13 protein-coding genes are annotated in these 14,784 nt (G+C 43.0%); 4 read left to right on the top strand and 9 right to left on the bottom strand.

Annotated elements, in window-relative coordinates; all coding sequences use genetic code 11:
* Window positions 1-111 precede the first annotated feature (111 nt).
* Window positions 112-1,752 (top strand): NAD(P)/FAD-dependent oxidoreductase, encoded by a 1,641-nt coding sequence (locus tag A391_RS0101705; RefSeq protein ID WP_019896902.1) that lies wholly within the window; start codon window positions 112-114, stop codon window positions 1,750-1,752.
* Window positions 1,753-1,886: 134 nt separating this feature from the next.
* The gene (locus A391_RS0101700) at window positions 1,887-2,081 is read left to right on the top strand and encodes a YgaP family membrane protein (protein WP_371133432.1); all 195 of its coding nucleotides are present in this window, start codon (window positions 1,887-1,889) and stop codon (window positions 2,079-2,081) included.
* A gap of 43 nt (window positions 2,082-2,124) precedes the next feature.
* On the opposite strand, the gene ahpF is transcribed toward A391_RS0101700, so the two are convergent.
* From ahpF to A391_RS0101675, 5 genes are all read right to left on the bottom strand, one after another.
* Window positions 2,125-3,708: an alkyl hydroperoxide reductase subunit F gene (ahpF, locus tag A391_RS0101695; RefSeq protein ID WP_019896900.1), complete on the bottom strand. Its 1,584-nt coding sequence runs from the start codon at window positions 3,706-3,708 to the stop codon at window positions 2,125-2,127.
* Between the two features lie 157 nt (window positions 3,709-3,865).
* A complete protein-coding gene (ahpC, locus tag A391_RS0101690) occupies window positions 3,866-4,429 on the bottom strand; it encodes an alkyl hydroperoxide reductase subunit C (protein ID WP_019896899.1) in 564 nt (187 codons plus the stop codon).
* A 200-nt stretch (window positions 4,430-4,629) separates the two neighbouring features.
* The gene (gene soxZ, locus A391_RS0101685) at window positions 4,630-4,947 is read right to left on the bottom strand and encodes a thiosulfate oxidation carrier complex protein SoxZ (RefSeq protein WP_019896898.1); all 318 of its coding nucleotides are present in this window, start codon (window positions 4,945-4,947) and stop codon (window positions 4,630-4,632) included.
* 86 nt (window positions 4,948-5,033) lie between these two features.
* Window positions 5,034-5,468 (bottom strand): thiosulfate oxidation carrier protein SoxY, encoded by a 435-nt coding sequence (locus A391_RS0101680; protein ID WP_019896897.1) that lies wholly within the window; start codon window positions 5,466-5,468, stop codon window positions 5,034-5,036.
* 8 nt (window positions 5,469-5,476) lie between these two features.
* On the bottom strand, window positions 5,477-6,979 hold the full coding sequence (locus tag A391_RS0101675; RefSeq protein ID WP_157261317.1) for a M48 family metalloprotease: 1,503 nt from the start codon (window positions 6,977-6,979) through the stop codon (window positions 5,477-5,479).
* Window positions 6,980-7,089: 110 nt separating this feature from the next.
* On the opposite strand from A391_RS0101675, the gene moaC reads away from it, so the two are divergent.
* Window positions 7,090-7,572, top strand: a complete 483-nt coding sequence (gene moaC, locus A391_RS0101670; protein WP_019896895.1) for a cyclic pyranopterin monophosphate synthase MoaC — start codon at window positions 7,090-7,092, stop codon at window positions 7,570-7,572.
* Window positions 7,573-7,644: 72 nt separating this feature from the next.
* Here the strand turns inward: moaC and A391_RS0101665 are convergent, their stop codons facing one another.
* The 4 genes from A391_RS0101665 to rpe form a co-directional block, all read right to left on the bottom strand.
* Complete coding sequence (locus A391_RS0101665; RefSeq protein WP_019896894.1) at window positions 7,645-10,242, bottom strand: bifunctional diguanylate cyclase/phosphodiesterase; 2,598 nt, start codon at window positions 10,240-10,242, stop codon at window positions 7,645-7,647.
* Between the two features lie 9 nt (window positions 10,243-10,251).
* The gene (trpE, locus tag A391_RS0101660) at window positions 10,252-11,733 is read right to left on the bottom strand and encodes an anthranilate synthase component I (protein WP_019896893.1); all 1,482 of its coding nucleotides are present in this window, start codon (window positions 11,731-11,733) and stop codon (window positions 10,252-10,254) included.
* 194 nt (window positions 11,734-11,927) lie between these two features.
* Window positions 11,928-12,593 (bottom strand): phosphoglycolate phosphatase, encoded by a 666-nt coding sequence (locus A391_RS0101655; RefSeq protein WP_019896892.1) that lies wholly within the window; start codon window positions 12,591-12,593, stop codon window positions 11,928-11,930.
* A 109-nt stretch (window positions 12,594-12,702) separates the two neighbouring features.
* The gene (gene rpe, locus A391_RS0101650; protein ID WP_019896891.1) at window positions 12,703-13,413 is read right to left on the bottom strand and encodes a ribulose-phosphate 3-epimerase; all 711 of its coding nucleotides are present in this window, start codon (window positions 13,411-13,413) and stop codon (window positions 12,703-12,705) included.
* 117 nt (window positions 13,414-13,530) lie between these two features.
* On the opposite strand from rpe, the gene hemA reads away from it, so the two are divergent.
* Entirely contained in the window at window positions 13,531-14,775 is a 1,245-nt protein-coding gene (gene hemA / locus A391_RS0101645) for a glutamyl-tRNA reductase (protein WP_019896890.1), read from the top strand.
* The last annotated feature ends 9 nt before the right edge of the window (window positions 14,776-14,784 follow it).

Raw genomic sequence — 14,784 nt, 5'->3', positions numbered from 1 at the left:
TCTCATGGACATGATATAGCAGGCGATTATCAGCGCTTTATCGCTTGATTCAATCTCCTGTAAAATCTCACTATTGGCAGATAAACACTCCCCTTATTAAAGTGACCACCTATGTTACGCATTACTGAAGTAAAACTCCCGATTGAAAACGCACAATCGCTCATCCATCAAGCCGATGAAATTAAAGCAGCATTGCTTAAGCGTTTAGAAATTCCAGAAAATGATTTGATTCACTTTGATATATTTAAGCGCGGCGTAGACGCACGCAAATCGCATGCTATTTTATATGTGTACAGTCTTGATGTAGAAGTCAAAAATGAAGAAAAAATATTAGCGAAGTTTCGCAAAGATGCGCACATTAAAACTGCGCCTGACACCAGTTATCAATATGTTGCAACGACCTCATCTCCACCTGAATTAAGGCCAGTGATTGTGGGGTTTGGCCCCGCAGGTATTTTTGCAGCACTAATTTTAGCGCAATCTGGATTTAAACCGATTGTATTAGAGCGTGGAAAAGAAGTGCGTAAACGCACGCAGGACACATGGGGCCTATGGCGTAAAAGTACACTTAACCCAGAATCCAACGTGCAATTTGGTGAGGGTGGTGCGGGCACTTTCTCAGACGGTAAGCTTTATAGCCAAATCAAAGACCCTAAACATTATGGCCGCAAAGTGATTCAGGAGTTTGTAAAAGCAGGCGCACCAGAAGAAATTATGTATGTAAGCCACCCGCATATCGGCACATTCCGTTTAGTGGGGATGGTTGAAGAAATGCGCAAAACGATTACTGAATTAGGCGGTGAAATTCGATTCGAGAGTCGTGTTGACGACATTGAAATTGAAAATAACGAAGTGAAAGCAGTCGTATTGCAAACTGGTGAACGTCTTGCAACGAATCACTTGGTGTTAGCGGTAGGCCATAGCGCGCGTGACACGTTTGAAATGGTATATAAACGTGGCATTTATATTGAAGCCAAACCATTTTCAATTGGCTTTCGTATCGAACATCCACAGTCACTCATCGACAAGGCACGATACGGTAAGAGCTACAGTGAGGACTTACTCACTAAGCTTGGCGCAGCCGATTACAAACTCGTGCATCATGCAAAAAATGGCCGCTCCGTTTACAGTTTCTGCATGTGCCCCGGCGGCACGGTAGTTGCCGCAGCATCTGAGCCTAACCGCGTAGTGACCAATGGTATGAGCCAGTACAGCCGCAATGAGCGTAATGCCAATGCAGGGATTGTGGTTGGCATTACGCCTGAGCAAGACTATCCAGACCATCCGCTGGCTGGCATGGAGCTACAGCGTCAATTAGAAAGTCAGGCCTTTATCGCAGGTGGTAGTAATTACAATGCGCCTGGGCAGTTAATTGGTGACTTTTTATTGAACCAACCCTCTACCCAGCTTGGTGAAGTGACACCTTCATACAAACCAGGTGTACATCTCACCAATTTGGCATCTGTACTGCCAGAGTTTGCAATTACCGCTATCCGTGAGGCCATTCCTGAGTTTGCTAAGCAAGTAAAAGGCTTTGACCTAGCTGATGGCGTGCTGACAGGGGTAGAAACACGCACCTCTAGCCCTATCCGCATTAAGCGTGACGATGACTCACTGCAAAGCATTAACACCAAGGGTTTATACCCTTGTGGCGAAGGTGCTGGCTATGCAGGCGGGATTTTGTCAGCGGGGGTTGATGGTATTAAAGTAGCTGAAGCAGTAGCGCTTAGCATCTCTGATAGTTCTAGCTAATCCAAACTCCAGACCTACTCACCAATGAATATTGGAGTACATTTTCATATTAACCTAGCCACTTTCATACACAACAATTTGAGCGTACACTGGATTTCCTGACTTTTCAGTTAAGGTCCCTTTATAGGAGCTGAATGATGAAAGCAAACATTGGTGGAGTCGATCGTATAGTACGAATTATTGCAGGGCTAGCATTAATCGCATGGGTATTATTCGCAAATGGGCCTGTCTGGGCTTGGATTGGTATAGTACCGCTAGCCACTGCTCTCTTTAACTTTTGCCCTGCTTATGGCTTACTTGGCATTAGTACCTGCAAAACCAAAAACTAATAAAAAAGGCGGCTTAGAGCCGCCTTTTTACTAATGTTTAACTTTATTGCCTAATCAAATAATCAAATGCGCCAAGTGAAGCTTTTGCACCTTCACCCATTGCAATAATGATTTGTTTGTATGGTGTAGTCGTCACATCGCCAGCTGCGAACACACCTGGTAGCGATGTTGCATTGTGATGATTCACTTCAATTTCACCATATTTACTCAAGTTCAAAGTACCTTTTAACCAATCACTATTAGGCACTAAACCAATTTGCACAAACACACCATCTAGCGCTAAATGTTTAGACTCACCAGTGACACGGTCTGTATAGGTCAACCCATTCATTTTATTACCATCACCAGTGACTTCTGTGGTTTGCGCGCTTGTAATAATGGTGACGTTACTCAATGTACGTAGTTTTTTCTGCAACACTGCATCTGCTTTTAACTCAGTATCAAATTGCAATAATGTCACATGGCCGACGAAATTAGCTAAATCAATAGCAGCCTCTACACCTGAGTTGCCACCACCGACCACCGCAACAGGCTTGCCTTTAAACAATGGACCATCGCAATGTGGACAGTAAGCGACCCCTTTACCCCGATACTCTTTTTCACCTGGTACGTTTAGCTCACGCCAACGCGCACCAGTGGCAAGAATCACCGATTTGCTTCTTAAGGTTGCACCACTTTCCAACTTCAACTCGATTAAGTCTTCGTTTTTGTTACCGTGTTTACCAGGCTCGGTTAACGAAACAGCACGCTGCAGATTCATGATATCCACATCATAACTTTTGACATGCTCCTCCAATGCCATCACTAGTTTTGGCCCTTCGGTTTCTTTCACTGAAATAAAGTTTTCAATACCAAGCGTATCCATTACTTGACCACCAAAACGCTCTGCCACTATACCTGTGCGTATGCCTTTACGTGCCGCGTAAATGGCTGCTGACGCACCTGCTGGGCCACCACCTACCACCAACACATCAAAAGGGGCTTGGGCATCTAATTTTTTCGCCTCACGCGCAACTGCACCAACATCAATTTTTGGCAAAATCTCGTCCAGCTCCATACGACCCGCACCAAACACCTCACCATTTAAGTAAGTGGTTGGTACAGACATAATGTCCCTAGCTTTTACTTCATCTTGATATAGCGCGCCATCAATCATTACATGGGTAATATTTGGATTAATCACCGCCATCATATTCATTGCCTGCACGACATCTGGGCAGTTATGGCAACTCAGTGAAATATAAGTTTCAAAGTGGAAGCTGCCTTCAATTGCCGCGATTTGTGCAATCTTTTCAGCCTCTAGCTTCATCGGGTGACCACCCGTGTGAAGTAGCGCCAACACTAAAGAGGTAAACTCATGGCCCATTGGTATACCAGCAAAACGCACCCCTACTGCTTTACTCGCTTCGGTATGTGTAGGACCACGCTTGACAGCAAATGAAGGCTTACGCGCGTCATCTTCCATTGTCAGTGTAATCTTATCCGACATGCTCGCGATTTCTTCCAACAGTTCACGCATCTCTTGCGCTCCTGCTGTTTCATCTAATGATGCAGCCAATACAATAGGCTCACGCAACATCTGTAAGTAGGTTTGCAATTGGGTTTTAATACCAGTTTCTAATGCCATGATTGCTCTCTTTTTTAAATTCTCATTTGGTCATGATTCTGCACAACCAACTTTTACCTAAAATAAAGGCATTATCTTTTGAATAATGCCCTTGTTATTTCACTGCGCTAAGAGATGTTTGCTCGTTAGCGCAGCATTGCCTTGCTTAAGCCAATAATTAGATCTTACCTACTAGGTCTAATGATGGTGTTAATGTTTTAGCGCCTTCTTGCCATTTAGCTGGGCAAACTTGGCCTGGGTTAGCCGCTGTGAATTGTGCAGCTTTCAATTTACGTAGTGTTTCTTTTACATCACGTGCAATCTCGTTGCTATGTACTTCAACAGTTTTAATCACACCTTCTGGATTGATCACGAAAGTACCGCGCAATGCTAGACCTTCTTCATCGATATGCACGTCAAATGCGCGTGTCAATTGGTGTGTTGGATCACCTACTAATGGAAACTTAGCTTTACCAACTGCTGGTGATGTTTCGTGCCATACTTTGTGTGAGAACTGTGTATCAGTTGTAACGATATAAACTTCTGCACCCGCTTTTTGGAACTCTGCGTAGTTGTCCGCAGCATCTTCAACTTCTGTAGGGCAGTTAAAAGTAAACGCTGCTGGCATGAAAATCACAACAGACCATTTGCCTTTCATGCTTTCGTCACTTACCTCAATGAATTTACCGTTATGAAAAGCCTGCGCTTTAAATGGTTGTACTTGTGTATTAATTAATGACATCGTTTTTTCCTATCTAGTAGTTAAAAGTGGTTATAAAAAGCTATAAATTCAAGATTCGAATTATAGAGCGTTATTTTAATAAATCCAATATATCATACAAATGATAATGATAAGTATTATTTATCAAAATAATAGAGCATAAAACTTGATACAGAGATTTATGTCAAATATCCTAAACTGAAATGAGCGAGTTTACTAGCTCAAGCTTGAGTAACAGCAATACTATGTGTCGCGGTTTCACCTAAGTTATCATGCCACGTCACCTCAACAACATCACCCAATTTTGCCCCTTTTAATCTAAAAGTCAGGTATGGGTTTTTGGCAATCCCTGTGCCCCATTGCGCTTGTAATACAGGCTTACCGTTCAGGGTCGCCGTTAATAATTGCACAAAATGGGCAGGCACTAGCTCATCAGCATCATTTCTTCGTCGTCCAGTTTCCATCGGGTGGCTCATTAGCACCTTAACTTCAGTAAAGTTTCCTTTAAGCTGAGCACGCATCTTCATACTTTTATCCATGCCAACTCCTTTTCACTTGACCAAGTTTTGCACACAGAACTTTATACACAGGCATTAAAAGTTGACGTCTTGCTGACATCAGCAAGCTAGCCACAACCATTTTCTAGCACCGTAATGTTTTTAGCGTTTGTAAAATACTGACTACCTGCTTTAACCACTATTTTTAAATCAGAAGTCTCTGCCATTTTGATACGAGTCACCACAAATGGCTCTGCACCATCACCAAACATGAAGTTAGCAATCAACGGTGTTGGATTATTCTCAACAAAAATAGCAATCGCCTCCGTATTCTGAATATTGCTTCTGATCTCAATCTGCACTACCGCACCATTCTCAGCACGTTCTGGCGCAACAATTACAATATCGCCACTTGGTATTTCCTCACTAACATTCAAGTATTGAGTTGCATCTTTAATTTTCAAAGCTTCAAAAGCAGGGCGATTCCATAGCGCTGCCCACACTTTAATAGGCGCCAATGCAATCATAGTTAACATACCAAGTAAGAAACTTCTACGTTGCATCATGACTCCTAAAGTTTTGGCTTTTTCTCATCACCCATCATTTGTCTTAGCTGTCTTAAACGCGCCTCAACTATAGATTGCTGATAAAAATCACCATCATTGGCTTTCGCGGCTAAGTCCATCTGCTCTATAGCGCGCACAAGGTCATATTTTCTATAATAAGCCTCACTCTGTGCTTGATGGCTAAGTAGCACCTTGTTTTGCATGCTGTAAGCTTTAGCTAGTAAATCATATAGATAAGCATCATCCACATACAAATCCTGTTTCGATTTAACCAGCTGAATTGCTTGTGTGGCTTGCTTTGTTGCAAGGTAATGTTCTGCATATCCATAAATTAAAGCGCGATTATCTGGAAAAGCACGCAATCCAGATGCATATTTCTCAGCTGCCGCTGCAGGCTTGTTTCTGGCCACTTCAAGACGTGCCGCCAGACTCTCTATCATCGGATGTGGCGTAGCATTTTTTTTAAGCCAAGCCAGCTCTTTTTCAACCGCTGCCCACGCACTCTTGCGCAACAAAGCAACTGCCAACCCATAATGCTCTGCAGCGGCACTTGCATAACGCTGCTCACTAATATTTTGCTCAAACAAATCAATAGCAGTCTGTGTCGTGCCCAGCATCGCGCGCAACTTAGCTTTAACATATTGAAACTCAAGGCCATCTGCAACTTGCCTATATGGCATTTGCTCAACCCGATTCGCCACATCAGCGATACGCTCTGAGGTCAGTGGGTGTGTTCTTAAAAAACTAGGTGCACCACCCTCAGCAAATCGAGAGCCACGTTGCAAAGTTTTAAAAAACTGTGGCATTGCTCTGACATCAAAACCACCTGAATCTAAAATTTGCAAACCAATACGATCAGCTTCACGTTCATAATCTCGTGTGTAATCCAGCTGATTTTGTACACCAATTGCAGATGCGGTGGTCATTGCACCAGAGGCTAACTGTGGATTTGATCTTGCCACCAATAGCGCCAATGCAATACCTGCTAAGTTTTTAAAGGTGTCATATTTTTGCGAGGCTAGCATCCGCGCCAAATGTCGCTGCGTTACATGACCAATTTCATGCCCAAGCACACTCGCAAGCTCAGACTCCGTGTTAGAGGCCAGAATCAATCCAGTATGCACACCTACGACACCGCCAGGCATCGCGAACGCATTAATGGAGGGATCCTGTACCACAAAGAAATTAAATTTTTGTCGTTTATCTGGTCCATTGGCCACCAAACGTGCGCCTAAACTTTGCAAATAATCTGACACTTCTATATCACTGAGCACATCATCACTGACGGCCACCTGACGCATAATCTGCTCAGCGATTTCCTGCTCCTGTAACGGCGACAGCACTGTTGCTGACACATCACCTAAATCTGGCAACTCATTGGCAAGAACTTGGTGTGTATATGCGAGTGAAGCAACAGCTAACGAAGCGGTAACTACCGGAGCCGAAACCAGTGAAGTCGGAACAATTGAAGCAACTAATAATATAATGGGTGATAAATTTAATTTCATTATTACTATGATAACGTTTGTAGTCGAATGTTTCATAATGCTGCGTAAATTATATCGTATCAATCTAACCTGTTTCTTACACCAAATATTCACTCGCCGAGACTGACAATATGACAAACCCACTTACCCACTTTGATCAAAATGGCCAAGCCCATATGGTTGATATTGGCGAAAAAGCCGAAACTCATCGCATCGCGATTGCAACAGGTCACATTAACATGCTGCCTTCAACGCTAGCACTTATCCAAACTGGAAACAGTAAAAAAGGGGATGTACTTGGTATCGCCAGAATCGCCGCGATTCAGGCCGCCAAAAAAACATCTGACCTCATCCCGCTGTGCCATCCTATTTCACTCACGCGCATTGCCGTGAGTTTTGATGTCAACGAAACATTATCAAGTATCCGTTGCGAAGTCACCACAGAAACCTATGGTAAAACTGGCGTAGAAATGGAGGCGTTGACCGCAGTAAGCGCTTGCCTACTCACCATTTACGATATGTGTAAAGCGGTGGATCGGGGGATGACGATTGCAGATATTAAGTTACTAGAAAAACATGGTGGGAAATCTGGTGATTGGGTAGCAAATCGCTAGCCGCAATATTGCCAAATATTGACTACACACAAGATTGCATATCGGGATCACGCCGGTATGCAATCAAAATACTTAGCCGTTAATCACTAGCCTCTCGAAGCTAGCTACGTCAGTAGGCCTGCTGAAGTAATAGCCTTGGAAATAATCGCAGCCAAAACTTCTTAACAAGTCGTACTGCTCAATCTGCTCAACACCCTCAGCCACAATATCGCAATGGATGGTTTTACCAACAGCCAATACCATTTGAATAATCGCAGCATCATTAGAATCAGTCAGCACATCATGCACAAATGATTGATCGATCTTAATTTGTGTGACTGGCAGTTTTTTGAGATACACCAAAGATGAATGCCCAATCCCAAAATCGTCCAAAGAGATTCTGACGCCCATCTGCTTCAATACTTTCATCTTATTGATCACATCATCAATATTATCTATCACCGCCGTCTCTGTAAGCTCCAACTTAAGCTGGTCAGGGTTGATGTCGGTTTTCGCTAAAATTTCGCGCAACTCTTGCACAAAATTAATATATAAAAACTGTTTAGCACTGATATTTACTGACAACTTGATTTGGCTTAAAACTGGGTCTGACTCCCATATTTTTAATTGCTGGCATGCTTGAGCTAAAACCCAGTGCCCAATCTTAATGATTTGATTCGTTTTTTCTGCAATCGGTATAAACTCGACAGGACTTACATTACCAAGCGTTGGATGAGTCCATCTTAATAACACCTCAGCCGCAACCACCTGCTTATCCACGTTCACAATAGGCTGGTAGTTAAAATATAACTCCTGATTTGTAAGCGCTAATGAAAGGGCAGACTCTAATGCAAAGCTTTTTTCTATGCTTTCTTGCGTCAACTGATCATAGAAACGATAAGTATTACCACCACTATCTTTAGATAAATACATCGCAGTATCTGCATGCCTTAAATGATCTTCAAAGGTTAGTTGATTGTCATTAAACAGCGTGATGCCAATACTTGCACTGGTAACAAATTCAAAAAAACTTAGATAGTAGGGTTTATTAAGTTCAGCCAATAGCTTTTGTGCAACTTCGCTCACCTGCTGGTAGGCCACTGCAGCACTAGCATCTAAATTCTCAATAATCACCACAAACTCATCACCGCTAAGTCGCGCAACAGTGTCGCCAGCCCTGACGGTATTTTGTATTCTTTTTGCGACTTCAATCAGCAACTGGTCGCCTACATCATGACCTTTTGTATCATTAAGTGTTTTAAACTTATCTAAATCAATAAATAACAAGCCACAGTAAGTGCTTGCTCGTTGCGCAATTAGTATTGCGTGCTGGTACCTATCAATCAACAAACGCCTATTTGGCAGAGCTGTCAGCGCATCATAATAAGCAAAATTCTCGATTTCCTGCCTAGCTTTTTTCTGCTCAGAAATGTCGCGCACAAACCCTGTCACTAAAGACAAGTCGGCATCTTTTAAGGCAGTGAGCGTTAACTCTATCGGGAACTCACTACCATCCGCACGCATCGCCACCAACTCTATACGCTGATTAAAGATATGCTTCACACCGGACATCACATATTGTTGATGTCCGGCATGATGTGCCGTACGGTATCTTGCGGGAATAATTAATTCCGACATCAACTTACCGATAACCTCGTCTTTTTTGTATCCAAATATACGTTCAGCCGCTGGGTTAAACTCAACTAATAACCCAGCAGTATCTATAGTGAGAATAGCATCGAACGCCCCATCAATCACTGCACGTAGTTTTTTGTCATGCTTTTGTATGGTTTTAAGTGCTAAATTACGTTCGGACTGTAAGGCAGAAATTAACAACATGGTCACCACTAAGGCAACCATAAATGTCCAAAGTGAAAACACGCCTTCACTAATGTTGTGGCTATAAAAATTACCTGCACCTTGTGAAGTAAGCCACACAGCAATGCTCGATAAAACAATCACAAAGAAAGAGCCACCGACAATCCCAAAACTCATCGATGCCCAGATCAGCATGGGCAAAATCACGAACATGGATAAAATAAATTGCTTATTTAAATCAGGAACCGAACTCACGATAATGAGCTCAACACAGACAAACAGAATAATCCAAGCCAGCAACTGGTAGCATTTATTGTCGCAAGAGAATGTGCCTTTTCTACCGATATTGAGCACCAAGGGCAGTGCCAATAAAACGCCCAAACTGTCACCTAGCCACCAGATAAATCCAATATTTAACAGATGATCAGCAGTCGCTAGCCCAGTGATATATAAGCTGAATACACCACCTGTGGCACATATCGACATGCCAAGCAGCGCCACGAGAATCATCAGCAGAATATCTTTTTGTTTATATAAGTGATGATTAAAATGAAATTTGGGTAGAAGGTATGCTGTGAGAACGGGGCCGAGCGTATTTGTAATAGCAACCAAAATGCTGGTAGAGAGTGGTAAAACCGTTAATTCAACCAGAAATGAAGCAATGAAAACAGCGAGAATGTTAACTTTTCCCCAGCGCATGATAGCACCGACAGCGATGCCAGTTGGAAGCCAAATCAAAGTTGCCACAGACTCTTTGTAAGGCACCATCAAACCAAACCAAGCCGTTACAAAGTAAGCAATTGCCACTAAAATAAAGATCGTCAACTTTGTATTAAAAGTTGATGACCGATATTGAGTGGCAACGTTTTTCATCACATGTTCTTAGCTGACATCAAGTCCATCTTGTACCAACTCTGCAGCACGCAACACTGCACGCGCTTTATTCTGGGTTTCCATCCATTCGCTTTCTGGAACAGAATCAGCCACGATGCCGGCACCCGCCTGCACATAAAGCATATTATTTTTAATGACGCCAGTGCGGATAGCAATCGCCACATCCATGTCACCATTAAAGCCCAAGTACCCTACAGCACCTGCATAAATACCACGCTTGCTTGGCTCTAACTCATCAATGATTTCCATCGCACGCACTTTAGGCGCGCCACTCACCGTACCTGCAGGGAACGTTGCTTTAATCACATCAATCGCGTCCATTCCCGGTTTCAATTTACCTTCCACATTACTCACAATATGCATGACGTGAGAATAACGCTCAATCATCATATTGTCAGTCACTTTCACAGAGCCAGTCACGGCGACTCGGCCAACGTCATTACGTCCTAAATCCATCAACTGTACATGTTCTGCACGTTCTTTAGGATCAGCCAACAACTCTTCAGCCAGAGCAATATCCTGTTCACGAGTTTTGCCACGTGGTCTTGTGCCAGCAATTGGACGAGCTGTCACCGTGCCGTTTTCAAGGCGCACTAGAATCTCAGGTGACGCACCCACTACATGGTGATCCCCCATATCGTAATAGAACATATATGGTGATGGATTTAAACTACGTAGTGCGCGGTAAAGTGACAATGGCGGGGCAGAAAACTGCTGTGACATACGCTGCGATAACACCACCTGCATAATATCGCCATCTAGAATGTACTGCTGAGCACGCTTAACCGCTGTTTTAAAATTATCTTCACCAAATTCTGAAGTCGCCTCAGTTTTATCTGTAGCAATTGATTTTGGAATCGTGACAGTATTTCTTAATTTTTGCACTAACTCACTCAAGCGCTGCTTAGCTTGCTCGTAAGCGCTAGGTTCCGCTGAATCAGCATAAACAATAAAGTAAAGTTTACCGCTTAAATTATCTACCACCGCCAACTGCTCAGAGACCATCAATAAAACATCAGGGACATTGATCGCATCTGGCTTTACCTTATCGGCTAAGCGCTTCTCAATATAGCGTACGGTTTCGTAGCCAAAATAACCAGCCAAACCGCCAGTGAATCGGGGCAACCCTTCATAAGGTGGCGTTTTAAAGCGTGATTGGTAACTTTTTACAAAGTCTAACGGATTTGCATCCTCTACCGACTCCACCACCGCGTTGCCCTCAAGCACTTGTACTTTTCTGCCATAGGCAACAATGCGTGTTTTTGCAGGCAAGCCAATGATTGAATAGCGGCCAAAACGTTCACCGCCTTGCACAGACTCAAGCAAGTATGAAAACGGCTGATTTGCCAGTTTTAAATAAAGGGATAGCGGTGTATCGAGATCGGCAAAGGTCTCGAGTACTAAAGGGATTCGATTGTAGCCTTGTGCTGCCAAGGCATTAAATTCATCTTGATTAATCGTGTTTAACATAAACTTCCTAAGACTTTATCATCATGTTCTTTTAAAGTGGAGCAGCTTAATCACTTATGATTGACGCTGCTGTATAACTATAAAATTAGCTTTGCCAAGAGCATCGCCAACAGAAAAAGCCACTAAGAATCTGATTGTAAAAATGATCGTCGGTTACGTTCATCATATTTGAAGTTATGTATTAATAAGAGATACTAGGTTAATAAATTAAGTAAATCCGGTAAATCCGCAATGGTTGCATCTACCAAACGCTCGTCAATTGCCCTACCTTGATTATATCCATACGGCACAGTGACAATATAACACCCCGCGGCGTGTGCTGCTACAACATCCGTCTCTGAATCGCCAACCAGCATAGTCTCAGCTTCCAGCACGTTAAATTTTTTGCAGATATGATGCAATTGCATCGGGCTGGGTTTCTTTTTTGGCAGAGTATCACCAGAAACAACCACCTCAAAAAACTCCGCCAACCCTGTCGCATCAAGCAAGGGATGCGTGAATCTTTCTGGTTTATTCGTCACACATGCTAGCTTAAAGCCCTTATCTTTTAGATGCCTTAAGGTTTCCAGCACGCCTTCATAGGGCTGGCTGCGCGTGACGTTATTGGCATAATGCTCAAAAAATAAAGCTTGTGCATCGTTAAGCAAATCATCATCAGGTTCAACACCTGATTCACTCATCACACATCGCTTAATCAGCATTTGCGCACCTTCACCAATATAACGCTCTATTTGTATTGGTGATTTACTTGGCAAATCTAACGAGCTAAGCATTTGATTCGCCGCAAACGCGATTTCGGGCGCAGTATTCACTAATGTGCCATCAAGATCAAACATGACGGCTTTGACATTAAACCCCATGGTGATTTACTTTACTTCATCTTTACGCTGGATTAAAACACAGTCATCAAATCGCCTAGCCCAATATCATGTGACTAGCACTCTCGCTAGGCGATTCAATGGGCTGTATTTATTTTACAGTCGCCAAAGATGCGCGCATTTCAGATACAACAGTGTTGTAACGATTTGCATCCGTGTCTTTAGGTGAGCCAAAAATTGCTGAGCCAGCAACAAATGTATCTGCGCCAGCACGTGCAATTTCTGCAATGTTTTGTGCGTTTACGCCACCATCTACTTCAAGCCAGATTTGACGGCCTGTTTTTTCGTAGTATGCGTCGATTCTAGCGCGTGCTAATTTTAGTTTTTCTAATGTTTCAGGAATAAATTTCTGACCACCAAAACCAGGGTTCACTGACATCAATAAAATCATATCTACTTTGTCCATCACGTGATCTAAGTAGCTTAATGAAGTAGCAGGGTTAAACACCAGGCCTGATTTGCAGCCTAAATCACGTACCATCGCCAAGCTACGGTCAATGTGCTCTGAAGCCTCTGGGTGAAAAGTAATGATGTTTGCACCAGCTTTTGCAAAGTCAGGAATAATACGGTCAACAGGTTTAACCATTAAATGCACATCAATCAACGCGCCTACTTTTTTTGCAGTTTCGCGAATGGCATCACAAACCAATGGGCCAATAGTTAAGTTAGGCACATAGTGGTTGTCCATAACATCAAAATGCACGATGTCTGTGCCTGAAGTAATCACATCTTCAATCTCTTGACCAAGTTTGGCAAAGTTCGCAGAAAGAATACTTGGGGCAATTCTAAAAGTTTTATCCATGGCAATATCCGTCAAATTAAATTTATTAATCAGTTTAAAGCGTTATTTTAACCTTATTTCACACTAATAAGATGATGCTTCTTGCTTAAGATAGGCCAATCCCTCAAAATTACACTTATGCAGTTATATGTTATAGGCGTGAACCACACAACCGCCCCCATCCAAATCCGCGAGCATGTTGCTTTTAACAGCGATCATCTTGGTAGCGCCCTGCGCGACCTCACCATGCATGACGCTTCCGAAGCTGCGATTTTGTCTACCTGCAACCGCACAGAACTCTATTGCAGCACCGATGATCCGCAAAAAGCACTGGCTTGGTTATCGCAATATCACAAAATTGAAGCAAATGAAATTGCCCCCTACATTTACACTCTGCCAGATGATGAAGCTGTTAAACATGCGTTTAGAGTAGCATCCGGCTTAGATAGCATGGTGTTAGGTGAACCACAAATTCTTGGTCAATTTAAACAATCGGTTAAAATTGCACAAGATGCCGGTACATTAGGCACACTATTGCATAAGCTATTTCAGCGCACGTTTGAAGTGGCGAAAGAAGTACGCACCAACACAGACATTGGGGCCAACTCTATCTCTATGGCAGCCGCCGCTGTAAAACTCTCTCAGCGGATTTTTGGTGACATCAGCGAACAGAAAGTACTATTTATCGGCGCGGGTGAAATGATTGAGCTTTGTGCTGACCATTTCGCTGCGCAAAAGCCGAAGAGCATTACCATTGCTAACCGTAGCATTGAACGTGGCTCAACACTTGCGCAAAAAATTAATGGTGAGGCGATTTTACTCAACGACTTGCCTACCTATTTTGCTAACTTTGATATCGTCATCACTTCAACAGCAAGCACATTACCCATTATCGGCTTAGGCATGGTAGAAAGCGCTATTAAAGCACGCCGCCACCGCCCAATTTTCATGGTTGACCTAGCCGTACCACGCGATATTGAGCCTGAAGTTGCAGAACTGGATGATGTATTTTTATACACAGTAGATGATTTGGCCCAAGTCGTTTCGGATGGGATTGAAAACAGGCAGTCAGCCGCGGTTGAAGCGGAAATAATTGTCGCCACGCGTGTTGAAAACTTTATGCAATGGTTTAAAAAGCGCGATGCAGTGCCAACCATCAAGGCCCTGCGCGACCAAGCAGAGCATATGCGAAAATCTGAACTAGAAAAAGCGTTGAAACTGCTACAAAAAGGTGAACACCCAGAAAAAGCGTTAGAAGCACTGAGTGTCGCACTCACCAACAAATTTCTGCATGCGCCCAGCCATGCATTAAACAACACACATGGTGATGAGCACGCAAAACTCGAAGAAATTTTAAAAGACTTATATCAAATTAAAAGTTAAGCAGTACTA

This window comes from Methylotenera mobilis 13, from assembly GCF_000384255.1.
Classification (GTDB): domain Bacteria; phylum Pseudomonadota; class Gammaproteobacteria; order Burkholderiales; family Methylophilaceae; genus Methylotenera; species Methylotenera mobilis_B.
Note: the sequence above shows the minus strand (reverse complement) of the source record. Positions and strands in the feature narration are given on the sequence as shown.

Excerpts from the sequence above, each read along its gene's own strand:
- A391_RS0101705 (WP_019896902.1), top strand. The coding sequence starts at position 112 with ATGTTACGCATTACTGAAGTAAAACTCCCGATTGAAAACGCACAATCG.
- A391_RS0101700 (WP_371133432.1), top strand. The coding sequence starts at position 1,887 with ATGATGAAAGCAAACATTGGTGGAGTCGATCGTATAGTACGAATTATT.
- ahpF (WP_019896900.1), bottom strand. The coding sequence starts at position 3,708 with ATGGCATTAGAAACTGGTATTAAAACCCAATTGCAAACCTACTTACAG.
- ahpC (WP_019896899.1), bottom strand. The coding sequence starts at position 4,429 with ATGTCATTAATTAATACACAAGTACAACCATTTAAAGCGCAGGCTTTT.
- soxZ (WP_019896898.1), bottom strand. The coding sequence starts at position 4,947 with ATGGATAAAAGTATGAAGATGCGTGCTCAGCTTAAAGGAAACTTTACT.
- A391_RS0101680 (WP_019896897.1), bottom strand. The coding sequence starts at position 5,468 with ATGCAACGTAGAAGTTTCTTACTTGGTATGTTAACTATGATTGCATTG.
- A391_RS0101675 (WP_157261317.1), bottom strand. The coding sequence starts at position 6,979 with ATGAAATTAAATTTATCACCCATTATATTATTAGTTGCTTCAATTGTT.
- moaC (WP_019896895.1), top strand. The coding sequence starts at position 7,090 with ATGACAAACCCACTTACCCACTTTGATCAAAATGGCCAAGCCCATATG.
- A391_RS0101665 (WP_019896894.1), bottom strand. The coding sequence starts at position 10,242 with ATGAAAAACGTTGCCACTCAATATCGGTCATCAACTTTTAATACAAAG.
- trpE (WP_019896893.1), bottom strand. The coding sequence starts at position 11,733 with ATGTTAAACACGATTAATCAAGATGAATTTAATGCCTTGGCAGCACAA.
- A391_RS0101655 (WP_019896892.1), bottom strand. The coding sequence starts at position 12,593 with ATGGGGTTTAATGTCAAAGCCGTCATGTTTGATCTTGATGGCACATTA.
- rpe (WP_019896891.1), bottom strand. The coding sequence starts at position 13,413 with ATGGATAAAACTTTTAGAATTGCCCCAAGTATTCTTTCTGCGAACTTT.
- hemA (WP_019896890.1), top strand. The coding sequence starts at position 13,531 with ATGCAGTTATATGTTATAGGCGTGAACCACACAACCGCCCCCATCCAA.